We start from the raw sequence: 22,846 nt of genomic DNA, 5'->3' as shown, positions 1-22,846 counted from the left end.
GCTTCGATGGCAAAGCGATTGGCAATCACGGGGCTGACCGGCGCCGCGCTGCTCGGGGCGCTCTCGGGGACCGCGGGCGCGGCGCCGGTGCGCCGGGTCCAGGTCGCGCAGCGCGGCGACTTCGTCCTCATCGGCAACACGCTCGCGCACGAGTGCGGGCCGTCCACGCCCGCGCCCCTGGTGGGCTCGGTCGCCGCGAACTGCGGCGCGGACGCGACGCTCGGGGACTCGGCGCCCGACGTCTACTGGCGGGCCGACAGCCCGCTCGCGGGGCAGGCCGAGGCGAGCCCCACGGTGGCTCCCTCGGCGGCCCGAACCACCGCGGTCCTCAACCTCCCCGCGGGCGCGCGGGTGACCCACGCCTACCTCTACTGGGCGGCGAGCCGCGCCACGGGCTCGGCCGATCTCACCGTGACCCTGGATCGGCCCGGCACCTTCAGCAACAGCGTGACCGGCACGCTCTCCGGCGAGGTGTCCTCCAGCGACATCCACGCCCAGGCGGTGGCCGACGTCACCGAGATCGTGCGGGCGCGCGGCGCGGGCGCCTACCGCCTGGGCGGCATCTCCAACGCGATCGCCCTCAACGACGTGAACAAGTCCTTCGTGTTCGCCGGCTGGTGGATGGTCGTGCTCTACGAGCTGACCACCGCGCCCGCCCGCAACCTCGCCGTCTTCGACGGGCTCGACATGGTGTTCGACGGCGAGGCGGTGGGGTGGACGATCTCGGGGTTCGTCGTCCCCTCGGGCGCGGGCACGGCGAAGCTCGGTGTCATCGGCTACGACGGCGACAGCACGACCGGCGACGGCATCGAGTGGAACCGGACCGGGCTCTTCGACGCGGTGAACCCGGTGAACGACTTCTTCAACAGCTCCCGGTCGTTCCTCGGCGCGCCGGCGTCGGCGTTGGGCGATCTGCCGCGGCTCACCGGCGGGCCGCTGAGCATGAGCGGCATCGACATCGACGTGGTCCAGGTCCCGTCCAACCTGCTCAGACCGGGCGACACGTCGGCGGAGGTCCGGGCGGTGGTCCTGGGCAACGACAGCTACCTGCTCGGCGGCCTCATCACGTCGGTGCCGACGCGGCTGCCGGATCTGGCCAAGTCGACCAAGTCGGTCCTGGACCTCAACGGCGGCGGCGTCGCGCCGGGCGATACGCTCGAATACACGATCATCGTCGCGAACACCGGGGACGACAGCGCCGCGAGGGTCGTGCTGAACGATCCGCTGCCGCCCGGGGTCACCTACGTGCCGGGCTCGCTCGAGATCACCGCGGGCCCGAACATGGGCGGCGTGACCGACGCGGCCGGCGACGACGAGGGCGAGTACATCGCCGGCACGAGGACGGTCCGCATCCGGCTCGGCAACGACGCCAACGCGGCCCAGGGCGGGTCGCTCGGCGTCGACGAGACCACGACGGTGCGGTTCCGCGTCACCATCGACCCGGGCACGAACGGCGAGATCGCGAACCAGGCGATCGTCACCGGGCAGAGCCCGGCGGGCGGATCGGCCCAGGACTACCCGACGGACGGCAACGGCGCGGGTGCGGGCGCGCCGCCCACGACGATCCTTGTCGACAGCGACGGCGACGGGCTGAGCGACGGCGACGAGATCGCCGCCGGCACGGACCCGAACGACGCCGACACCGACGACGACGGGATCAGCGACGGCGACGAGGAGCTCTGGGATCGCGACACCGACGGCGACGGGCTCGTCAACGCGCGGGACGTCGACAGCGACAACGACGGCCTCTTCGACGGGACCGAGGTCGGGCTGACGGACTGCAACGGCCCGGGGACGAACGCGCTCGCGGGGCACTGCGTGCCCGACGGCGACGCCGGGGCGACCACGACCGATCCGCTGGACGCCGACACCGACAACGGCGGCGCGCTCGACGGCTCCGAGGATGCGAACCTGAACGGCGTGCTCGACGAGGGCGAGACGGATCCGACGACGGGGCACGGCGCCGACGACCGCCAGGTCGCCGACAGCGATGGCGACGGGCTGAGCGACAAGCTCGAGGAGCACCTCGGCACGGACCCGAACGACGCCGACTCCGACGACGACGGCGTACGCGACGGGCGCGAGCCGAACCCGACGGATGATCACGACGGCGACGGGCTCATCAACGCGCTCGACGTCGACAGTGACAACGACGGCCTCTTCGACGGCACCGAGCTCGGCCTCGGCTGCAGCGGACCGGGCACCGATGTCGCGGCGGGCAGCTGCAGGCCCGACGGCGACAGCGGGGCCACCACGACCTCGCCGATCGACCCGGACACCGACCGCGGCGGCGCGACCGACGGGTCGGAGGACGTCAACCTCAACGGCGTCATGGACGCAGGCGAGACCGACCCGACGTTGGGCCATGGGGCGGATGACGGGCAGAACGCCGACAGCGACGGCGACGGGCTGAGCGACAAGCTCGAGGCGACGCTGGGCACGGACCCCGACGACGCCGACTCCGACGACGACGGGGTGCGCGACGGGCTCGAGCCGAACCCGGCGGACGACACCGACGGCGACGGCCTCATCAACGCGCTCGACGTCGACAGCGACAACGACGGCCTCTTCGACGGGACCGAGCTCGGCCTCGCCTGCGACGGCCCCGGCACGGACGCGCCGGCGCGGCGCTGCACCCCGGACGCGGACGCCGGCGCCACGAAGACGTCGCCGCTCGACGCGGACACGGACAACGGCGGCGTGACCGATGGCTCCGAGGACGCCAACCTGAACGGGGTCGCGGACAACGGCGAGACCAACCCGACCCGCGGGCACGGCGACGACGACAGCGGAAACGCCGACGGCGACGGCGACGGGCTGAGCGACGATCTCGAGGAGACGCTGGGCACGGATCCTGGCGACGCGGACACGGACGACGACGGCGTGCAGGACGGGCAGGAGCCGAACCCTTCGGACGACACGGACGGCGACCGGCTGATCAACGTGCGCGACGTGGACAGCGACGACGACGGGCTCTTCGACGGCACGGAGCTCGGCCTCGCCTGCGACGGCCTCGGCACCGACGCGGACGCTGGGCACTGCAGGGAGGACGCCGACCGCGGGGCGACGAGGACGTCGGCGGTGCTCCGTGACAGCGATCGGGGTGGCGCGAGCGACGGCTCCGAGGACGCGAACCTGAACGGCGCGATCGAGGCCGGCGAGACCGACCCGACCGCCGGCCACGGCGACGACGACGACCAGAACGTCGACAGCGACGGCGACGGGCTGGGCGACGACCTCGAGGCGTACCTCGGATCGGATCCGGGAGATCGCGACAGCGACGACGACGGTCTGTTCGACGGCGATGAGCCGAACCCCAGCGACGACGGCGACGGCGACGGGCAGCCGGGCGTCCTGGATGCGGACAGCGACGGCGATGGGCTCTTCGACGGCACCGAGGCGGGGAAGGACTGCGCGGACGAAGACACCGCCGTCGACGCCGGGACTTGCACGCCGGACGCCGATGGTGGGGCCTCGACGACGAGCGTCGTGGACCCCGACACCGATCGGGGCGGCGCGAGCGACGGCGAGGAGGACCGGAACCACAACGGCATGGTCGACGAGGGGAGCGACGAGACCGATCCGAACGACCCCGGGGATGACCGCGGCGACCGTGACGGCGACGGCCTCTCGAACGCCGAGGAGACGGCGCTCGGCACCGATCCGGACGACGCGGACAGCGACGACGACGGGGTGCTCGACGGCGAGGAGCGCGAGCCCGGCGCCGACACGGACGACGACGGGAAGATCAACGCGCTCGATCCCGACAGCGACGGGGACGGGCTCTTTGACGGGACCGAGCTGGGCAAGGACTGCTCGCATGCGGACACCGACGCCGACGCGGGGACCTGCGTGCCCGACGGCGACAACGGGGCCACGACGACGGATCCGACGAAGGCCGACACCGACGGCGGCGGCGCCATCGACGGCGAGGAGGACGAGGATCACGACGGCGTGGTCGACGCGGGCGAGCGCGATCCGAACAATCCTGCGGACGACCGGCCCGTGACGTGCGCGCGGGACAGCGATTGCGACGCCGGCATGGTGTGCGACGAGGCGACGAAGCAGTGCGTCGCGGGTTGCCGCAACGAGGACAGCAGCATCGGTCCGTGCCCCACGGCGCCGCTCGGCGACGGGATCGTGGTGCAAGGCGGTGGCTGCGCCTGCACGGCGGGCGGGGACGGTCACGGCAGCCCCTCGGTGCCGTGGGCGTTGCTCGCGGTCGGCACCTGCGCCGCCGCGCTGCACCGACGCCGCCGGCGCGGCTGAGTCCTTCCGCGACGGCGCCTCCGCTCGGAGCAGGTGGGGGCGCCGGGTCGTGATTCGCTGAAGAATTTCGGTTTGCCTGTCAGGCGAGCCCCCTGGGGCGGAGCAGCGGATCCGACCCCAGCGGACCCGACCCAGCGGACCCGACCCAGGTTGCCCCGGCGGACCCGACCCAGGTTGCGGGGAGCGGACCGGAGCGGACAAGCGGACCCGACCCAGGTTGCGGGGAGCGGACCGGAGCGGACCCGACCCAGGTTGCGGCCGCCCCCGCCCCGCGGACCCGACCCAGGTTGCGGCCGCCCCACCCAGGTTGCGGCCGCCCCACCCAGGTTGCGGCCGCCCCCCCGCCCCGCGGACCCGACCCCGGTCGCGGCCACCCCGCCCTGCCCCGCGGACTCGACCCCGCGCGGACCCGACCCAGGTTGCGCCGGACCCGCCCCAGCCCAGGCTGCCGACGGGACCAGCAGGTCCGAGCGCCGCCCCCCCCGCCCGGGTCGCATCCGCCGCGGGTTGCCATCTGCCGTCCGTGGCTTAACGATATTTCTTCACGGGAGAGTGCATCTTGCTCCGACCTTCTGATTCCGTCGTCCGCGCCATCACGATGGATGGCGCTTTTCGCGTCATCACGGCGCTGACCACCAAGACCGTGCGCGGAGCCATCGCGGTGCAATCGGCCACCGGCGCGACCGCGCAGCGGCTGGGAGAGCTGATCACCGGCGCCATCCTCGTGCGCGAGGCGATGGCGCCCAACCTGCGCGTGCAGGCGATCGTCAAGGGCGCGACCGGCCACGGGACCCTCGTGGCCGACTCGCACCCGGATGGCACGAGCCGCGGCCTGGTCAACCTGGGCAAGGGCGCCGCCGAGAAGAGCGCGCTGGAGATCGGCGAAGGATCGCTGCTGCAGGTCATGCGCACGCTGCCGAACGGCATGCTTCATCAAGGCGTCGTCGAGGTCCCGGCCGAGGGCGGCATCTCCGGCGGCTTGATGACGTACATGCAGGAGTCGGAGCAGGTCGTCTCGATGATCGCGGTGGCGACGCTGATCGGCGAGAACGGCGTCGGCGCCTCGGGCGGATATCTGGTGCAGCTCCTCCCGGAGGTCGAGCGCGGCCCGCTCATGGTGATGACCGAGCGGCTCAAGGATTTCGAGCGCCTCGACGACGTGCTCGCGCACGAAGGCGCCTCGGCGGACGTGCTGCTCGAGGAGCTGCTCTACGGCATGCCGTTCTCGCGGCTCGACGACTCGCCGCTCAGCTTCAGCTGTCGCTGCAGCGAGCTCCGGGTCATGACCACGCTGGCGAGCCTGCCGCGGACCGACATCGAGGAGATGGTCGAGGACGGGAAGGTCCTCGACATCCGCTGCGATTACTGCGGCAAGGACTACCAGGTATCGCCGTCGCAGCTCCGCTCGCTGCTGACGACGAGCTGATCGCCGCCCGCGGCGCGCGGCCGGTGCGCCGGGTCGCGCGAGGTCACGCTGGCTGACCGGGCGAGAGGCCGCGGAGTACGAAGGCGATGACCCGCTCGATCTCGGCCTCGTCATCCCACGCCGCCTCGGGGGCGATGAACACGCGGTGGAGGATGTATCCCGCGAACGTCGAGGCGATGCAGCGGAGGACGAGGGCGGGCGGCCAGCCGACGATCTGGCCCTCGCGCTGGAAGTGCTCGATCTGGGCGATCCCCTTCGCGAGGAACGGCGCGTACACCCGGCTGGCGATGCCGATCCGCAGCTCGGCGTCGAACGGCAGCTCCTGCGCGAGGATGCGCACGAGCTGCGGGTGCGCGCGCACGAACGCGGTGCGCTCGGCGAGGAGCGCCCGCAGGAAAGCCTCGACGGTCGGGTACGTCGCGTCGAAGAGCGGGTCCATGGAGCGCGCCAACGCGGGCCCCACGAGCTGCTCCATGACGGGACCGATCACCCCGAGGAGGAGGTCCCTCTTGGTGGGGAAGTACTTGAAGATCGTCGCCTCTGCGACCCCCGCGCGCCGGGCGATGTCCCTGGTCGCGGTCCCGCGGAACCCGTGCTCTGCGAACGCAGCCACCGCGGCCTCGACGATCTTTCGTTGCGCCTCGGTCAAGGTGTCGTTCGAGCGCGGTCGTCGGCTCATCGGCGTTCCCTCTGCTCACCTCTAGTACCGCCCGCCCGCGATCCGGACGCATTTCGACCGCCGCCGCGGGGCGGACCGCGAGCGGCGCCCGCCGTCGCGCGCGAGGCGCTGCGCTCTAAAGCGGCGCGCGCTTCTCCCGTCGTCCGGACGCCCGACGCGCCTCCAGCGGCCGCCGCGCTAGGCGGCTTCGGGGCTGCGCGTGAAGAGCCGGCCGAGGGCCTGCCGGAGCTCGCCCTCGTCGAGCGGGTCGCTGCGCACGCCGACGTAACCGTCCGGCCGGACGAGGACGGCGGCCGAGGACGCGACGCCGTACGCCGCGTGGGCGTGCCCGTCGGGATCCGCGAAGCCTCCGCCGTCGAGCGCGCCGATGACCAGGACCTCGAGGTCCGGCCTGCCGAGCTGCGCTGCAAGCTTTCGGGCGTGCTCGCGCGCCCCGCCGTCCGCCTGCGTGCCGGTGAAGAGCAGCAGCGTGAGCTCGGCGTCGCGCATCAGGTCGAAGAGGTGGACCTGCTCTCCCGCCGCGCTGCGGACCACGGCGTCCGGCGCGCGATCCCCGGCGCGGGGCCCGTGAGCCGGTGGGCTGCCGATCTGCACCGACAGCGGGCTCTTCCGGTAGCGGATCTTGAGCTGCGAGACGAATCCCAGGATCCGGCGCTGCACGGCGGAGATGCCGAGGGCGCGGGACGCGAGGCGCGGCGCGATCGCGCGCAGGGTCCGGCCTACCGGACCGTGACCGGCCATGAGGCCGAAGAGGCGGTCTGTGAAGCCGATCAGCCTGCGCGCCACGGGGAGCCGCTCCACCTCGTAGGTGTCCAGCAGCCACGCGGGCATCCGGCCCTGCTCGACGGCCGCGAGCTTCCACGCCAGGTTGTAGGCGTCCTGGATCCCGGTGTTCATACCCTGCCCGCCGGCCGGGCTGTGGATATGCGCCGCGTCGCCGGCGAGGAACACGCGCCCTTTGCGCAGCCGCGCGGCCACGCGGTGGTGGAGCCGGTAGCGCGAGAGGACGATCGCTTGCTGGACCTTGAAGGGAACCGGGATCATCTCGCGCATCGCGGCCTCGAACTCCTCGGGCGAGACCTGTGCGTCGTGCGTCGGCGGCGGTTCGGGCCGGATGAGGATGACCCGGAACCGGTGGCTGCCGGGCACAGGAAACGCTGCGGCGACGCCCCGGCGCGAGGGGCTGATGTAGATGTCGCCGTCGGGCAGCGGCCAGTCGATGATGAGGTCGCCGAGCATGCAGTGATCGTCGTAGGTGTCGCCCTCGAAGGCGATGTCGGCGCCCTTGCGGACAGGGCTGTGCGCGCCGTCGCAGCCGAGCAGCCACCTGGCGCGCACCTCTTCGCTGCTCCCGTCGGCTCGGCGGAGCGTGCACGTGACGCCGGCGCTGTCCTGCGTGTAGGAGGCGAGCCCGACGCCGCGCTCGAGCGTCACGCCCAGCCCGGAGAGCCGGGAGGCCAGGACGCGCTCGGTATCGAACTGCTGGAGGATGAAGATGCCCGGGATCGGCGTGGACAGCTCCGGGAAGTCGAAGATCGACAGCCGGGCGCGTCGCTCGTTGGAGAGGAGGACGTTGATGCCGCCCACGCGCACGGCGCGCTCCATGGCGAGATCGACGATCCCCATCCTGCGGAAGAGCTCCATCGTCCGTGTCTGAACTGCGAGCGCTCTCGAGTGATCCGAGGGCGGCTCCGGTGCTTTGTCCACGATCCGCACCGTGAGCCCCCGCCGGGCGAGCTCCCCGGCCATCGTCAACCCCGTCGGCCCTCCGCCGACCACCAGCGCGTCCAGTGCTCCCGCCATGACCCGCCTCCAATTGGTGAGTGAGCACTCACTCACCTAAGGCAGAGCAAGCGTGTTGGCAAGGGGACCGTCCCCACCGTCAACCGCAACGTGGTTGAGGTGGCATGGCTCCACCCCGTCGCCGGCCCCTCATCCGCCCCACCCAGGTTGAGGCAGCAGAGCAGAGCAGGGCAGCCGCCTCGGGGGGCCGACTGCCCGGGTTGCGCTCTGCCGACCGACCCAGGTTGAGCTCTGCCGGCCGACCCAGGTTGAGCTCTGCCGACAGCTCTGCCGACAGCTCTGCCGACCGACCCAGGTTGAGCTCTGCCGACCGACCCAGGTTGAGCTCTGCCGACCGACCCAGGTTGAGCTCTGCCGACCGACCCAGGTTGAGCTCTGCCGACCGACCCAGGTTGAGCTCGTCCCACAAATCCCGTCATGGACGGATCTTCCCCGCCCCCCCTCTCTCCCCTCTCCCCCACCCCGCCCCGCGTGCTTGCTCCGCGGGATCCATGCGATGGTCGCCGCATGGCAGAGGTCCACGTCAACGTCTACATCCACGCCCCGGTCGAGCGCGTCTTCGACGCGGTGGCCGATCACGAAAGCTTTCTTCGCTCCGGGGACGGCACCCACACGAAGCTCATCCGGCCGGGGCTCACCGAGCGCAACGGCCTCGGCGCCCTCCGCGAGGTGCGTGTCGGGAAGCGGATCCGCTACGTCGAGGAGATCACGGCCTTCGAGCGCCCCTCCTCGTTCGACTACCAGATCCTCGAGAGCACCCAGCCGCTCCAGCACCACGGCTCGCGCCTCCGCTTCACCTCGCGCGGCGACGGCACGGAGGTCGACTGGACATCGCGCTTCGACGTCCCGGTGCCGCTCGTCGGCGACCTCCTCGGCTCGCTCGCCAGGCGCTTGTTCACCGCAGCGTTCACCGAGCTGCTGCTCGCCGAAAAGGCGCGCCTCGAGGCCTCGCCGCCCGAGCCCGCCGCATGACGCGCCCGCGGCCCCGCCGGCAAGCCGCCCTCAGGACCGCCCAGCCGGCTGCCGGCCGGACCTCGCGAGCGCCTCGATCGCCACGGCCGCGAGCAGCGCCGCGCCCGTCACCATGAACTTCACCGACGAGGGGAGCGCCGGCAGATCCATCCCGTTCGAGATCGACCCGATCAATAGCGCCCCCGTCAGCGCCGACCACACGGTGCGTCGGCCCCCGAACAGGCTCGTCCCCCCGATCACGGCCGCGGCGATCGCGTCGAGCAGCACGTCCCCGCCGCCGGACGACTGATTGACCGCGAGCAGCCGCGAGGTCGCCAGGAATCGAGTGTTGTCGCACAGGGCGAGGTCCTGATACACGGTCGCGAGCCCGAGCCTCGACGCGTCCTTGGGCCCCCGCAGCGTGATCGGCTGCCCGCCGAACCGCATCTCGCCGCCGTCGGGCGGGAAGATGCCGGCGATGGTCTCGATCAGGGTCGACTTGCCGGCCCCGTTGTCCCCCACGAACGCGAGGGGCGCGATCGGCGAGGCCGCTCCGGATCTCGCCGATCGCGTTGCGCGGCGAGCCTCCGAGCGGGAAGTCTCCGCGCGGCCGCGCTACCGTACGACGGCCCTCCGGGAGGCGAGCTCCTCGGGGCAAGAAAGCGTGGATGACTTCAATGCGAGAACCGAACTATCGACCGCACCATCTCCGGACCGTATCGCGCCTCGTCGAGCGGCTGAGCGCGGACCCGTGCTCCTTGGCCGTCATCATCGGCGGCTCCCAGGCGAAGGGGCTGGCGAAGGAGACGTCCGACATCGACTTCTTCTGGGTGGTCACCGAGGAGGAGCAGAGGCGGCGCCAGGCGACCGGCGAGCTCGTCTACGTCGCCTCGGACGAGGGCCTCGTGGACTATCCGGGCGGGTACGTCGACGGCAAGATCGTCAGCCTCGACCTGCTCCAGAAGACCCGCGAGCGCGGCAGCGAGCCGGCGCGCTCGGCGTTCCTGGGCGCGATGGTCGCCTGGTCGCGGCTCCCGGAGATCGACGGCCTGGTGCGCGCGATCTCGGCCTATCCCGAGCACGAGCGCGCGCACAAGATGCTGGGCTTCATCGCCCAGCTGGAGGCGATGCGGTATTATCTCGAGTCGGCGGAGCAGCACGACAACCGCTATCTCCTGACCTGGGCCGCGTCGCGCGCGGTGCTCTTCGGCTATCGGCTGATCCTGGCGCACAACCGCATCCTCTATCCATACCACAAGTGGGTGAGGGCCTTCGTCGCGGACGCGCCCGAGAAGCCGGCGGATCTCCTGCGCCTCGCCGACGAGCTCATCCGCGCGCCGGGCAAGAGCACGGGCGAGGCGTTCTGCGGCGCGGTGCTCTCGTTTCGTGACTGGGAGAGACCCGCCCAGTGGCAGACGCGGTTCATGGAGGACTCCGAGCTCAACTGGCTCCACGCGCCGCCTCCGCTGGAGGACGCGTGAGGCGGCCCCGCGGGCCGGGACACAGGCGGCGAGAACACAAGGGCTCCCCCTGCATCGGCCCGTGTTCGTCGCCTACCTGTGCGCATACCTGTGCACAGGAAAGCTCCACATAGCGACCGCGGCATCAGCAGAAAATTACCAAAACAACGCTGCTCCTGCGCCCAAACTTCTTGCTGGCGCCGAGGGGATCTGGTTAAGCTTCCGAGCTCAACTTCCTTCCGTTCGACCTTCGGACAGGGTCGGGCGCTCGCAGGAGTACTCAAGATGCGACCGATAGCGAGGTGTGCGTCGCTGCTCGGCCCGAGGACGTCCGAAGCAGCTTGTATCCCGGGTCTTCGGATGAAGATGTCGGCGAGGGCAGGAGCGCCGCTCCTGCCGGGCAGTTGCAACCATCGAGTTGGAGAATCGCGCTCCTGGCTGGAGGGCTCGAGGGCTCTCGCTGCCGCCTCCCTCCTGATGCTCGCGGCGTGCGCCGAAGGCTCCAGTCTGGGCGGCGACGGCGGGGGAGGCGGAGGCAGCCCCACCTCGACCTCGATCGGCGTGACCAGCTCGAGCGGCGCGGGGTCCTCGGTGTCGACCACGAGCAGCACGACCAGCTCCGCGACGAGCGGCACGTCCGGCTCCGGCGGCGGTGTCGCGAGCACGACGGTGAGCAGCTCGGCAGGCGGGGACGGCGGCGCCGGCGGCGTCGGCGGGGCCGGCGGCGACGGCGGCGCTGGCGTGACGAGCACCACGGCGAGCAGCACCACCAGCTCCACCACGAGCAGCACGACGAGCTCCACCACGAGCAGCTCGGTCAGCACCACCGCGAGCAGCACGACCAGCGCCACGACGGGCGTCGGCGGCGGCAGCGCCACGAGCTCCACCACCGCGAGCTCCACCACCGGCGGCCCGACCACCCCGGCGCTCGAGCTGCAGTACGCGGCGAGGGAGACCGGCGCCGAGTCCCAGCAGCTGTCGTTCCAGGTCCGGGTCAAGAACACCAGCGCTGAGAGCGTCGCGCTCAGCGATCTGACGATTCGCTACTGGTTCACGGCCGACGTCGCGATAGTGAATCTCAGGAGCGCATGCGACCATGCGGCGACCACCGGCGGGTGCGACAACACCGTCAGGACCTTCGGCGCAGCGTCTGGCACGGACGCCGATCGCTATTTCGAGCTCGGCTTCGTCGCCGCCGCTGGCAGCCTCGCCCCGGGCGCCACGTCCGGAGAGGTGCAGCTCCGCATCTACAGCGCCGATTACGACCGCATGACCCAGACCGACGACTACTCCTTCGAGGCGACGACGGCCTGGACGCCCTCGATGCAGCTCACCGTCTACCACGACGGCGAGCTCGCCTGGGGCGTAGAGCCCTAATCAGCCGAACACCCCCCGACGACCGGCCCGGGCGAAACGCCTCGCGAGCGCGCTTCACGCCCAGCGCGCAGCGTGCTCCGGGCACGGATCTCCTGGCAGAGCCCTCGCCGCTCAGACCACGATGGTCGTATTTCCAGACCGCGTCCGTCTCGAGGACACCCCTGCACGCCCGTCGTTGCGCTGTGGCAGCCTGACACGCCGCGCGAGCACGCCACACCCAGCAACGCGCCTTCGCCCCTCCCGCGTTGCCGCGATGTAACCAAATTTCCAGGGAATTACGTCCTGCCACCGATCCCGAGGGTTTCCGCTCCGTCTGGAGACGGACAGCGCTGACGGCACCATCCTTGAATAAGCGGCGTCCGGACTCTCAAATCTATGGACGCTACCGCGCTCGCCCCCCTTCCGCCCCCGTCATCCCACACCCGGCCGTCGCAGGCCCCGAGCTCGCAGGCTCCGCCGCGGAGCGGGCCGCGGCTCGGCCTCGGCCGGTTCGAGACGCTGAAGCGGCGCGCCGCAGGCACGCCGGGCCTCATCAGCTTCGCGGGCGGGCTGCCGGCGCCGGGGGAGTTCCCGCGCACGAAGCTCGCGGCGTCGTTCGTCCGCGCGCTCCAGACCCCCAGCTGCCCGGCGCTCCAGTACGGCTGGCCCGAGGGCGACGAGGACCTCCGCTCCTGGATCGCCGGGCAGCTGCGGCGGCGCGGCGCCAGCGTCGCCGGCGACGACGTCATCGTGACGAGCGGCGCGCAGCAGGCCGTGTCGCTCGCCGCGCAGATGCTCCGCGGGCCGGGCGCCAGGATCGGCGTCGACCCCGAGAGCTACCCCGGGGCGCTCGAGCTGTTCCAGGCGCTCGGCGCGACCGTCGTCGACGACGGGCGCCACGTCGACGCCCACTACCTCATGCCCGCCGTCTCGAACCCGCGCGGCCGCAGGATGTCGCCCCGCGAGCGGGCCAAGGTCCTGTCGACCCTCCGGCCCATCATCGAGGACGACGCCTACGCGGATCTCAGCTTCGACGGCGCCGCCCCGCGGCCGCTCCTGGCCGAGGCGCCCGATCGCGTGTTCCACGTCGGGACGTTCTCGAAGACGCTGTGCCCGGGGCTCCGCGTCGGCTGGCTCGTGCCCCCGCGCGCGCTCCGGGCCGACGTCCTCAAGCTGAAGCAGGCCGCCGATCTGCAGGCGGCCAGCTTGCCGCAGGCGATCCTGGAAGACTACCTCCGCAACGAGGACTTCGATCAGCGGCTCGTGCGCCTGCGCGAGTTCTACGCCCGCCGCGCCGCCCGCCTGGAGCAAGCGCTCCGCCGGTACCTGCCCGGCTGGAGGTTCGAGCCGCCGGCCGGCGGCTTCGCGATCTGGGTCGAGCCCGACGCCGAGCCGAACGAGGCGTTCTTCCTGGCCGCCGCCATCGAGCACGGCGTCGCCTTCGATCCGGGGTCGCTGTTCCGCGCGAACGGCGCCGTGACCCCGTTCGCCCTCCGGCTGTGCTTCTCGTCCGTCGAGCGCGACGAGGACCTCGACGAGGGGATCCGCCGCCTCGCGCGGTGCTGGGCCGAGGTCGCGTAGCGCCGCACGCGCCCGCGAGCGCGGCCGGCGCCGCGCATCGCCCTCGTCCTCCCCTTCCCGGGCTTTCCCGGCGTCTTCCCCGCGACGGGCGATTTCCCGCCTCGCGGCGCGGCGCGTCCGGCGTCGACAGACCGATCTTCGGCCCCAGAGATCGCGTCGAGGGACATGATCATCCGGACCCGCCGCGCGACGCTCCGCGGGCGCCTCGAGCGCCTCGCCTTCCTGGCCGTCACGCTGGCGGCCCTGCTCGCGTCGGCGCCCCCCGCGCGCGCACGCGAGATCTTCTTCGATTACGGAGATCACTCGAGCGCCGAGGAGGCTCTCGAGTTCTCCGGGCTCCACCTTTCTCGCATCGTGTATTCGGAGCTCGGCTGTCCGAGCCGCCCGGTGTGGCTGACGCTCGACGCGGCGCAGGGAGAGACGCTGCGCGTGCAGCTCGGCGTGCCGGAGATGGACGCGCTCCGCCGCGAGCGCCCCTCCCTCGCGCTGCTCGGCCCCGGCCTGCCGCGGGCCGCGGCGCTGCCCTTCAAGGCGCCCGCGGGGCTCGGCGCGCGGCTCTTCTCGACCCCGAGCGAGCACGCGCCGGAGGTGGTCCGCGAGCCCGTCACCGGCGCCCGCTCCTGGCTCCTGCTCGAGCTGCAGATGGAGGTGCCGGAGACCGGGACGTATCACCTGGTCGCGTGGAGCCCGGAGGCGCGCCGCGTGCGGCTCTGGATCGCGCTCGGCGACGAGCCGAGCGAGGAGCTCAGCAACGTGGACGACCCCGAGGAGCGCGCGATGGCGTTCCACCAGCCCTGGACGGCGCCCGATCTCGGCGCGGCCTGCGCGCACGCGCGCCCCGCGCGGTCGGGGGACGGCGCGTCGGCGGCGGCCTGCGCGCACGCCGCCGGCCCTGCGCGCGGCGCCCTGCCCGGCCTCGCGGCGGCGCTCGCCGTGGCCGCGGCGCGGCGCGCGCGCCGCCGCGACCGCGCGGGGCGCCGCGGCGGGCCGGAGCCGTGAGGGGCGCCGCGGCCGGGGCCGCCGCGGGGCCGCTCACTGCTCCAGCGCGCCGCCCGGCTTGTGCGGGACGGGCGGACGGCGCTCGAGCAGCTCCCGCGCCGCGGCGCGGACGACCGCGGGCACGTCCGCCGCCGCCGCGAGCTGCAGGAGCTCGGGCCGCAGGAGGAGGCGCACCATGGGCACCGCGATCTCCGGCGGCGCGCCCGGGTTCTGCACGATCGCCATGCGCACCCGCGCGCGCTGGGGCCACTCGGGGTGCCGCGCGATCTCCGTCATGACCTCCGGGCTCGCCGGGCGCCGCGCCGCGAGCCGGACGACGTCATCCTCGGTCAGGCGCGGGTTCGCGAGCAGGTTGCGGATGACGAGCGGGTGCGGATCCCGCAGCAGGGCGTCGAAGGCGGCGCGCGTCGGCCGCCGCGCGAGCGCGCGCCGCTCGCCGAGCGTGAGCGCGCGGCCCGCGCCCGACGTGGCCACCTGGCGCTCGTCGGGCGCCGGCGAGGCCGGCTGCGCCTCGCGCCGCCGCGCCTTGCGGCGCAAGAGCCGCGAGAGCGACAGGAGCGCGAGGGAGGCGGCGAGCTCCCGGAGCAGCGCGACGCGCTCGGAGAGCGCTGGATCCGCGAGGACCGGCACGACGGCGCCGAGCACGTCGCGCGCGGCGGGGTCGGCCTGCTCGGCGTCGCGGCACAGGTCGTCGAGCGCGCGGGCGACGGCGGCGGGCTCGGCGCGCAGCATCTCGCTCCGCAGGAACGCGACCCGCAGCCGGAGCTCTTTCACGGAAGAGACGGCCCGCCTCCATCGCTCCGCCAGCGGATCCACGCCTTCATGTTACTCCGCGCCGGCCCGGCGTGCAGCGCGCGCCCGGCGCCTCGCGATGCGCGATGCGCACGACGCGACGCGCGGTTATCCTGCGCCGCGCCCGAGGGTCCGGCGAAGGCCGTGCCCCGCTCGTTCACACCGGGGCCGGCGAAGGCCGTGCCCCGCTCGTTCACACCGGGGCCGGCGAAGGCCGTGCCCCGCTCGCTCACTGGGGCCGGCGAAGGCCGTGCCCCGCTCGCTCACACCGGGGCCGGCGAAGGCCGTGCCCGCCTTGAAAGGGAGGAGTCGCATGTCCGAGAAGGTTTCATTCCCCGTGAAGGATGGGTCCTCGGCGACCGGCGAGATCGTCTGGCCGAAGCAGGGCGGCAAGGCGCCCGCCGTCGTGCTGATCCAGGAGTGGTGGGGCCTGAACGACCACGTCCGCTCGCTGCTCGATCGGCTCGCCGCCGCCGGGTTCGTCGCCCTCGCGCCCGACCTCTACCACGGCAAGACCACCAAGGACGCCGCCGAGGCCAACCGGCTCATGACCGAGCTCGACAAGCCGCGCGCCCTCGAGGAGATCGCCGGCGCGGTCCGCTTCCTGGCGGCGCACGAGCGGTCGAACGGCAAGGTCGGCGTCATGGGCTTCTGCATGGGCGGCGCGCTGAGCTTCGCCGCCGCGGCGACGATCCCGGAGCTCGCGGCCGTGGTGCCCTTCTACGGCATCCCGAGCCCCGCGCCCGACTACACGCGCGTCAAGGCACCGATCCTCGCCCACTTCGCCGCGCGCGACGGGTGGGCGACGCCCGCCGCCGCCGAGGCGATCCGGAAAGAGCTCACCGCCCGCGGCCAGTCCATGGAGCTCCACGTCTACGACGCCGACCACGCGTTCGCGAACGACACGCGCCCCGAGGTCTACAACGCCGATGCGGCCAAGATCGCGTGGGAGCGGAGCATCGCGTTCCTGAAGCAGCACCTCGGCTGAGCGCTGCGCCCCGGCGCTGCCCGGAGATCCGCGCATCGCGCGGGGCGGCGGGCGCGCCGCCGCGAGCGCCGCCGCCCCGGAGAGGGCTCGCCGCGCTCCGCGCCCCGCGCTGGTCAGACACGGACCGCCGAGCCGCCGCATTGCGACCGGATCGGCCTTCTTTGCCGTCGCGCAACGAACCCTGATATAGACGCCTACATGGCCCTCCCCCCGGTGCTCCCGGGTTCGACCCACCAAGCGGAGTCGCCGATCGACCGAGCGCTCTCGCTCGCGCTCGCAGGAGAGCGCGACGCCGCGCTCCGTTGGGCCGCGGCGCTGGTCCGGCACGACCCGACCATGCCGTCCGCGCTCTGCCTCTGCGGCCGCCTCCTCGGCGAGCTGAACCGGCACGAGGCCGCGCGCGAGGCGTGCGCCACCGCGGTCGTCCGCGCGATCGATCTGGAGAACCTGCCGCTCGCCGTGGCCGCCGCGCGCGAGAGCGAGCGCTTCGGCGGCGACGCCGGCCCGGGCCTCGACCTCATCGCCGAGGCCTTTTGCCGCGACTCGCCGCGGCTCGGCGAGGGCGCGCCGCCGCCGCCGCCCCTGCCGACCGCCGAGGCGTTCCAGCCGCTCGCGTCCGTGCTCACCGGCGCGCTCCTGCTCAACAAGGCGACGGAGATCATCCACGACGCCACCCGCAGGCTCGCCGCCCAGAGCGACCACCCCGGGATCGCGCCCCAGCCGGTCTTCTCGTCGGTCGGGCGCGACGCGCTCCGCGCCCTGTGCGCCGCGTTCACGCCCATCTGGGTGGCGGCGGGGACGACCGTCATCGAGCAGGGCGCCGCGCGCAGCGAGGCCTACTTCGTCGCGCGCGGCGAGCTCGAGGCCCGGCGCCGGCGCGGCAGCGAGGAGATCGTCCTCGCGCGGCTCACGAACGGCGCCATGTTCGGCGAGATGGCGCTGCTCTCGCGGGCGCCGCGCACCGGCAGCGTCGTCGCCACGCGGCCGTCCATCGTGCTCGAGGTGAAGCGCGACGCGATCGACGAGATCGCCCAGCGCGAGCCCGAGGTCGGCCTGGAGCTCGCCGCCTACTGCCGCGACCGCATGGTGGAGAACCTCGTCCGGATGAGCGACGTGCTCCGCGTCGTCCCCGACGCCGACCGGCCCGCGTTCGTGAAGCGGTTCCACACCCGCACGTTCGAGAAGAACGAGCGGCTCCTCGTCCAGGACGAGCGGCCCCCCGGCCTGTTCCTCATCGCCTCCGGCGAGGTCGCCGTGGTCCGGCGCGACACCGCCGACGACGCCCACCTCGAGCCGCTCGTGCTCACCACGCTCGGCCCGGGCGACGTCGTCGGCGAGATCGCGATGGTCCTCCGCCGCGCGGCGAACGCCGACGTGATCGCCGTCCACCCCACCGTGGCGCTGTACCTGCCGGCCACCGAGTTCATGGGTCTGGTCGAGGCTCACCCGGCCGTGCTGGCGCAACTCTACAAGCTCGCCGTCCAGCGCGACGAGGAGACCACGAGCATCATGGCCGAGGAGGTCTCCGTGGCCGAGGACTTCGTGCTGATCTAGGGCGCCGAACAGCTCGAGAGACGAAGAAATGCGCCATGGTTGGGCAGAGTTTTTGTTGTTGTTCCCTCTGTGCCTCTGTGGTTCAAACTCTCTGTTGCGCGGCGTTTCAACCTGTTCGGTGGTCTAGCAGCGTCCTGCGAGCCGAGGCGCGTGCGCCGATTGACGCTCCGCACCATGGCCCGTAGACTTTCAGTCTATCCGTTGTGCTTGTTGAACAGCACTGAACAATTACCGGCGTAGGGTATGCCACGCGCGCACGACAGGTCCTGCGACAATGACGACGAAGGCGTTCGGGCTGGAGGGACAGGTGCTGGTCGGCCGGTATCGGCTGATCCGCCCGCTCAGCTCGGGCAGCATGGGCACCGTCTGGCGCGCGGACGATCTCACGCTCGGCTCGCCGGTCGCGATCAAGATGCTCGGCCCGCTGTACGCGAAGGACGAGACGGTGCGCGCGCGCTTCTACCAGGAGGCGCAGGCGGCGGCGGCGCTCCGCAGCCCGCACGTCGTGCAGATCCTCGATCACGGCGTCGACAACGACGTCCCCTTCATCGCGATGGAGCTGCTCGAGGGCGAGGATCTCGCGCACCGGCTCCAGCGCGTCGGCCCGCTCTCGCCGGCCGAGACGGCGCGCATCTTCGCCGACGTCGCGCGCGCGGTCCGCAAGGCCCATGACGCCGGCATCGTCCATCGCGACCTCAAGCCCGACAACATCTTCCTCGCCCGCGACGACGACCGCGAGGTGGCCAAGGTCCTCGATTTCGGCGTCGCGAAGACGCGCCTGTACGGCAGCGAGGGCCTGGGGACGCAGGCCGGCGTGCTGATCGGGACGCTGCCGTACATGAGCCCTGAGCAGGCGCAGGGCGCGAACGTCGATTACCGATCGGACCTGTGGGCGCTCGGCGTCATCGCCTTCGAGTGCGTGTGCGGCCGGGCGGCGATCACGGCCGAGGCGCCCGGCGCGATGATCCTCGAGATATGCAGTGACCCGCTCCCCGTCCCCTCGAAGGTGGCGCGCGTGCCCGTGCCGCCGGCGTTCGACGACTGGTTCCTGCACGCGTGCAGCCGCGATCCGAGCGCGCGGTTCCCCTCGGCGACGGCGATGGGCGAGGCGCTGCGCGAGGCGCTCCTGCCGGGCGGCGAGGCGCAGGAGGCCGGGAGGGCGTCGCTGATCTCCGCCCCCGCCCCGGCCCCCGCCGTCGCGGACGCCGGGCCGAGCTCCGTCCCGCCGGCGTCCGCCGCGCCGGCGTCCGCTGCGCCGGCCTCTGCCGCCCTGGCATCTCCCGCGCCGGCATCTCCCGCGCCGGCATCCGCCGCGCCGGCATCTGCCGCCCCGGCGTCCGCCGCGCCGACGTCTGCCGCCCCGGCGTCCGCCGCCCCAGCGTCCGCCGCGCCGGCGTCCGCCGCCCCAGCGTCCGCCGCGCCGGCGTCCGCACCGCCGGTCTCCGTCTCGCCGGGCGGGGGCACGGCCTCGCCGCCGGTCGTCGACGAGGGCGCGGAGGCCGACTGGCCGCCTCGCCGCACCGCGCCCGTCACCGCCCTCGTGCTCGGCCTCGCGGCCTCGGTCCTCGGCGTGGCGCTCTTCGTGGGCTGGCGCGCGCTGGGCAGCGACCCGGCCGCGCGCCAGCTGCCGTCCGGCGCGGCGTCGTCGCCGACGCCGGCGCTCGAGGCGCGGGCGGCCGCCCCTCCGGCGAACGCGCCGCCGGCGGAGGCAGCTCCGGCCAGCGGAGCGCCCGAGATCGCGCCTTCCCGCGAGGCGACGGCCGCGTCCGCCGCAGCGCCCTCGGCCCCTGCCGACAGCGCCGCCCCCGCGCGGGCCTCCCGAGCGCCCGCCGCGGCCGCATCGTGGGCCGCGGCGGCGCCCGCTCGGCCGAGCAAGGCCGCCCCGTCCGCGCAGCGGACCAGGGCCCCGTCCGCGGCCGCGCCCTCGGCCTCCGGCGCGGCGCGGCCCTCGACCTCCGGCGCGGCGCGGCCCTCGACCTCCAGCGAGCCGCGGACCAAGGCCGACCGCCTCGGCTTCTGAGGAGACGCATGCACCCGCGCTTGAGGGCCCTCGGCACCGCCACCGTCGCGTTCGCGCTCGCGCTCGCCGCCGCGCCCCCCGCGCGCGCGGCCGACGTCGACCCGGCCACCGTCAACGCTGCCCGGGCGCTCGCGGAGGAGGGCCTCGAGCTCTACGACCGCGGCGAGTACGCCGCGGCGCTCGACAAGCTCGGGCGCGCGGAAGAGCTGATCCAGGCCCCCACGATCGGCCTGTACGCGGCGCGGTGCCTCGAGCAGCTCGGCCGCCTCATCGAGGCCTCCGAGCGTTACCTGCAGGTGAGCCGCACGGCGCTCGAGGCCTCGGCGAGCGACGTCTTCAAGGCGGCCGTCGCCGACGCCGAGAAGGCGTATCGCGATCTCAAACCGCGCATCCCCAAGCTGGCAGTCGGGGTGCGCGGCGCCCCGGAGCGCGAGGTGCAGATCACCGTCGACGGCAAGGCCATGCCGCCCGCGCTCGTGGGGGTGAGCCGGCCTGTCGATCCCGGCAAGCACCTCGTCGAGGGCGCGTGGGCGGGCCGGGTCGTCCGGCAGGAGGTCACGCTGGCGGAGCGCCAGGAGGCGTCGATCGCGCTCGCGTTCCCCGAGGTCCGCCGGCCCGCCGGCCCCTCGCCCGCCGGCCCCGCGCCGCCGGGCGGCGCGCAGCGCGTGCTCGGCTGGTCTGCGCTGGGCACGGGCGCGGCGGCGCTCGCCATCGGCGGCGTCACGCTCGGCGTGACCCTCGCCCTGCGCAGCGATCTCATCGACCTCGGGTGCACCGAGAAGGTCGTGTGCCCTGACACGCCGAAGACGCGCGACAAGCTGGGCTCGTACAACACCACGCGCCTCATCCCCGCGCCGGCGTTCATCGTGGGCGGGGCGCTCGCCGCGGGCGGCGTCGCGCTGCTCCTCACCACGCCGTCGGCGTCGAAGCCCAAGGACGCGGCGGTGCGTCCGTGGATATCGCCGTGGGGCGCTGGGATCGCAGGGGTGTTCTGATGAGACGCAGCGGCTTCTTGGTGCTCTTCGGCGCGCTCGGCGTGGCCGGCGCGCTCGGCGGATGCTTCGACAAGGGCGTGATCGCGATGAACGGCGGCGGCGCGGCCGGCGCCGGCGGGACGGGCGGCCTGGGCGGCGCGGGCGGCGACGGCGGCGCGGGCGGCGGCGTCGGCGGGGCGACGTCGAGCGCCTCCACGGGCGGCGAGGAGCCCTGTGTGCCTTGTTATGACGGCCCCCCCTCCACCTTGGATTCCGGCGAGTGCAAGAGCGGCTGTCTGCGCGGCGGGGTGTGCGTCGGTCAGGTGGTCCCCACGGCCGAGGGTTGCGCGACGGAGGCCTTGGACGAGAGCTGCGATGGTGAGCCGAAGTGCACCGGAAAGCTCGAGTGGAGCACCAAGATCGGGGAGGGCGGCGAGCAGTACGGTCATGACATCGCCTTCGACAGGGAGGGAAACCTCCTGGTCGTGGGGCGGTTCACCGGGAACGTGGGCTTCGCCACCTCCCAGGGCTCGACCGACGCCTTCGTCGTCAAGCTCGGCCCGACCGGGGCCAGGATCTGGGGGAAGGCGTTCGGGGGGACGGGCTCGGATGTCTGCACCCGCGTGGCGTACACGAACGACGGCGTGATCGTGGCCGGGACCTACGACAACACCCTCCGTATCGACGGGTCCTCGCTCGGCAACGACGGCGGCACGGACGTGTTCGTGGCGAAGCTCGATACGAACGGCGACCTCGACTGGATGAACAAGATCAGCGGTCCCGCGGCCGACACGGTCCATGGGCTCGCCGTGGATGCCGAGGGCAACATCTTCGTCGCTGGCAGCTTTACCGATGGGGCCAAGGTGTTCGGTGTGGAGGACCTGAACAGCGCCGGCGGAGAGGACATCTTCGTCTCCAAGATAGACGCGGCGGGGAACCACGTCTGGAGCTTCAACTTCGGCAATCGGAGCGAACAGGTCGCCCTCGACGCCGCGGCCACGCCCGACGGCGGCGTGGTCCTGGTCGGCAGCCTCGCGGGGGAGATGAATTTCGGGAACACGCCCATCATCCCCCGCGGCTATGACGCCTTCCTGGTCAAGCTCGACAGGGACGGGGTGCCGCGCATCGCCAAGAGCTTCGGCGATGACATGGCGCAAGAGTTCGTGTCGGTCGCGGTGGACGCCCAGGGAGGCATCGTCGTCGCGGGGAGCACCCACGGAACGATGAACATCGACGGATCCACTCCACCGTATCGCGGAGGGGCCGACGCGGTGGTCGCCGCCTTCGACGCCGAGGGCAAGCCTGTCTGGAGCCGTCAATTCGGGAGTCAGGACGATCAGCGGGCGCTCGGGGTGGCGGTGGACCAGGCGGGCAACGTCGTCGTGGTCGGAGAATTCGCGCGCTCGATCGATCTCGATTCTCGGCACCTCGAGTCCCGCGGCGACAAGGACGCTTTCCTGGCGAAGTTCATGCCGGATGGCACGACGGCCTGGGCCATCTCGTTCGGCGATGCGATGACGCAGAGCGCAGCGGACGTCACGGTGGGCGCGCTGGGCGTCATCGCGCTGACGGGCAATTTCGACGGCAGCATCGATCTCGGGGGAGCCCCGCTGACGAGCGTCGGGGGCCGCGACGCGTTCGTCGCCAAGCTGCAGCCCTGACGTCCGCCCCGGGGCGACGCGCGCTTCGCCGCCCCGCTGGCGCCCTTCCTGCATTCCTGCAGATCGAGGTCGGCTCGCTGCCGCCACGCTCGTGCAGCCAAGCTCGAATCGCGGGATCCGTACGGAAAAGGGCATCGGGTGTCCAGCGCCTGCGCCGACCAGCGTTCCAGTGGAGATGCTCCGGTACACATCCATTGACATATCTCGGTCGATGACAAAACTTGCTCGAGGCCTCCTCGTGCTGCATTGAGCAACGACGGATCTACGTAGCTGCGAGCAGCAGCGAATCCGACGCGCTGGGGCAGGACGTCCGGTGGACCAGGGGGACACATG

At 72.9% G+C, this 22,846-nt stretch carries 16 protein-coding genes; 12 read left to right on the top strand and 4 right to left on the bottom strand.

The window, feature by feature from the left end; all coding sequences use genetic code 11:
• Positions 1-6 precede the first annotated feature (6 nt).
• Together WMF20_RS00440 and WMF20_RS00435 are read left to right on the top strand one after the other, a co-directional pair.
• On the top strand, positions 7-4,269 hold the full coding sequence (locus tag WMF20_RS00440; protein WP_437609667.1) for a hypothetical protein: 4,263 nt from the start codon (positions 7-9) through the stop codon (positions 4,267-4,269).
• 559 nt (positions 4,270-4,828) lie between these two features.
• Positions 4,829-5,695, top strand: a complete 867-nt coding sequence (locus tag WMF20_RS00435) for an Hsp33 family molecular chaperone HslO (protein WP_437609665.1) — start codon at positions 4,829-4,831, stop codon at positions 5,693-5,695.
• 43 nt (positions 5,696-5,738) lie between these two features.
• On the opposite strand, the gene WMF20_RS00430 is transcribed toward WMF20_RS00435, so the two are convergent.
• Together WMF20_RS00430 and WMF20_RS00425 are read right to left on the bottom strand one after the other, a co-directional pair.
• The gene (locus WMF20_RS00430; protein ID WP_437609663.1) at positions 5,739-6,374 is read right to left on the bottom strand and encodes a TetR/AcrR family transcriptional regulator; all 636 of its coding nucleotides are present in this window, start codon (positions 6,372-6,374) and stop codon (positions 5,739-5,741) included.
• A 177-nt stretch (positions 6,375-6,551) separates the two neighbouring features.
• Positions 6,552-8,177: an FAD-dependent monooxygenase gene (locus WMF20_RS00425; RefSeq protein ID WP_437609661.1), complete on the bottom strand. Its 1,626-nt coding sequence runs from the start codon at positions 8,175-8,177 to the stop codon at positions 6,552-6,554.
• A gap of 507 nt (positions 8,178-8,684) precedes the next feature.
• On the opposite strand from WMF20_RS00425, the gene WMF20_RS00420 reads away from it, so the two are divergent.
• Entirely contained in the window at positions 8,685-9,149 is a 465-nt protein-coding gene (locus WMF20_RS00420) for an SRPBCC family protein (RefSeq protein WP_165373723.1), read from the top strand.
• Positions 9,150-9,179: 30 nt separating this feature from the next.
• Here the strand turns inward: WMF20_RS00420 and WMF20_RS00415 are convergent, their stop codons facing one another.
• Positions 9,180-9,650 (bottom strand): ATP-binding cassette domain-containing protein, encoded by a 471-nt coding sequence (locus WMF20_RS00415; protein ID WP_437609659.1) that lies wholly within the window; start codon positions 9,648-9,650, stop codon positions 9,180-9,182.
• A 155-nt stretch (positions 9,651-9,805) separates the two neighbouring features.
• Between WMF20_RS00415 and WMF20_RS00410 the strand changes: the two genes are divergently transcribed.
• The 4 genes from WMF20_RS00410 (at position 9,806) to WMF20_RS00395 (ending at position 14,524) form a co-directional block, all read left to right on the top strand.
• Positions 9,806-10,609 (top strand): nucleotidyltransferase domain-containing protein, encoded by an 804-nt coding sequence (locus WMF20_RS00410; RefSeq protein ID WP_165373722.1) that lies wholly within the window; start codon positions 9,806-9,808, stop codon positions 10,607-10,609.
• Positions 10,610-11,149: 540 nt separating this feature from the next.
• The gene (locus WMF20_RS00405) at positions 11,150-11,965 is read left to right on the top strand and encodes a cellulose binding domain-containing protein (RefSeq protein ID WP_437609656.1); all 816 of its coding nucleotides are present in this window, start codon (positions 11,150-11,152) and stop codon (positions 11,963-11,965) included.
• Positions 11,966-12,340: 375 nt separating this feature from the next.
• Positions 12,341-13,525: a PLP-dependent aminotransferase family protein gene (locus WMF20_RS00400; RefSeq protein ID WP_437609654.1), complete on the top strand. Its 1,185-nt coding sequence runs from the start codon at positions 12,341-12,343 to the stop codon at positions 13,523-13,525.
• 165 nt (positions 13,526-13,690) lie between these two features.
• The gene (locus WMF20_RS00395) at positions 13,691-14,524 is read left to right on the top strand and encodes a hypothetical protein (RefSeq protein ID WP_437609652.1); all 834 of its coding nucleotides are present in this window, start codon (positions 13,691-13,693) and stop codon (positions 14,522-14,524) included.
• A gap of 33 nt (positions 14,525-14,557) precedes the next feature.
• On the opposite strand, the gene WMF20_RS00390 is transcribed toward WMF20_RS00395, so the two are convergent.
• The gene (locus WMF20_RS00390) at positions 14,558-15,340 is read right to left on the bottom strand and encodes a hypothetical protein (RefSeq protein WP_437609650.1); all 783 of its coding nucleotides are present in this window, start codon (positions 15,338-15,340) and stop codon (positions 14,558-14,560) included.
• Between the two features lie 55 nt (positions 15,341-15,395).
• On the opposite strand from WMF20_RS00390, the gene WMF20_RS00385 reads away from it, so the two are divergent.
• From WMF20_RS00385 to WMF20_RS00365, 5 genes are all read left to right on the top strand, one after another.
• Positions 15,396-16,304: a dienelactone hydrolase family protein gene (locus WMF20_RS00385; protein ID WP_437609648.1), complete on the top strand. Its 909-nt coding sequence runs from the start codon at positions 15,396-15,398 to the stop codon at positions 16,302-16,304.
• 198 nt (positions 16,305-16,502) lie between these two features.
• Positions 16,503-17,858 carry a cyclic nucleotide-binding domain-containing protein gene (locus tag WMF20_RS00380; RefSeq protein WP_437609646.1) on the top strand — a complete coding sequence of 452 codons (1,356 nt, stop codon included), beginning with the start codon at positions 16,503-16,505 and terminating at the stop codon, positions 17,856-17,858.
• Positions 17,859-18,132: 274 nt separating this feature from the next.
• Positions 18,133-19,878 carry a serine/threonine-protein kinase gene (locus WMF20_RS00375; protein WP_437609643.1) on the top strand — a complete coding sequence of 582 codons (1,746 nt, stop codon included), beginning with the start codon at positions 18,133-18,135 and terminating at the stop codon, positions 19,876-19,878.
• 8 nt (positions 19,879-19,886) lie between these two features.
• Positions 19,887-20,873: a tetratricopeptide repeat protein gene (locus tag WMF20_RS00370; protein ID WP_437609641.1), complete on the top strand. Its 987-nt coding sequence runs from the start codon at positions 19,887-19,889 to the stop codon at positions 20,871-20,873.
• Positions 20,873-22,513, top strand: a complete 1,641-nt coding sequence (locus WMF20_RS00365) for an SBBP repeat-containing protein (protein WP_437609639.1) — start codon at positions 20,873-20,875, stop codon at positions 22,511-22,513. Before WMF20_RS00370 ends, WMF20_RS00365 begins: the two co-directional genes overlap by 1 nt.
• The last annotated feature ends 333 nt before the right edge of the window (positions 22,514-22,846 follow it).

The sequence above is a fragment of the Sorangium sp. So ce834 genome (assembly GCF_051521425.1).
Taxonomy (GTDB): Bacteria; Myxococcota_A; Polyangia; order Polyangiales; family Polyangiaceae; genus Sorangium; species Sorangium cellulosum_D.
This window is presented reverse-complemented; position numbering and strand designations above follow the sequence as displayed.

What these genes read in the sequence shown, in the direction of transcription:
- WMF20_RS00440 (WP_437609667.1), top strand. Translation starts at nt 7, where the DNA reads ATGGCAAAGCGATTGGCAATCACGGGGCTGACCGGCGCCGCGCTGCTC.
- WMF20_RS00410 (WP_165373722.1), top strand. Translation starts at nt 9,806, where the DNA reads ATGCGAGAACCGAACTATCGACCGCACCATCTCCGGACCGTATCGCGC.
- WMF20_RS00385 (WP_437609648.1), top strand. Translation starts at nt 15,396, where the DNA reads ATGCGCGATGCGCACGACGCGACGCGCGGTTATCCTGCGCCGCGCCCG.
- WMF20_RS00430 (WP_437609663.1), bottom strand. Translation starts at nt 6,374, where the DNA reads ATGAGCCGACGACCGCGCTCGAACGACACCTTGACCGAGGCGCAACGA.
- WMF20_RS00395 (WP_437609652.1), top strand. Translation starts at nt 13,691, where the DNA reads ATGATCATCCGGACCCGCCGCGCGACGCTCCGCGGGCGCCTCGAGCGC.
- WMF20_RS00375 (WP_437609643.1), top strand. Translation starts at nt 18,133, where the DNA reads ATGACGACGAAGGCGTTCGGGCTGGAGGGACAGGTGCTGGTCGGCCGG.
- WMF20_RS00365 (WP_437609639.1), top strand. Translation starts at nt 20,873, where the DNA reads ATGAGACGCAGCGGCTTCTTGGTGCTCTTCGGCGCGCTCGGCGTGGCC.
- WMF20_RS00370 (WP_437609641.1), top strand. Translation starts at nt 19,887, where the DNA reads ATGCACCCGCGCTTGAGGGCCCTCGGCACCGCCACCGTCGCGTTCGCG.
- WMF20_RS00425 (WP_437609661.1), bottom strand. Translation starts at nt 8,177, where the DNA reads ATGGCGGGAGCACTGGACGCGCTGGTGGTCGGCGGAGGGCCGACGGGG.
- WMF20_RS00380 (WP_437609646.1), top strand. Translation starts at nt 16,503, where the DNA reads ATGGCCCTCCCCCCGGTGCTCCCGGGTTCGACCCACCAAGCGGAGTCG.
- WMF20_RS00420 (WP_165373723.1), top strand. Translation starts at nt 8,685, where the DNA reads ATGGCAGAGGTCCACGTCAACGTCTACATCCACGCCCCGGTCGAGCGC.
- WMF20_RS00400 (WP_437609654.1), top strand. Translation starts at nt 12,341, where the DNA reads ATGGACGCTACCGCGCTCGCCCCCCTTCCGCCCCCGTCATCCCACACC.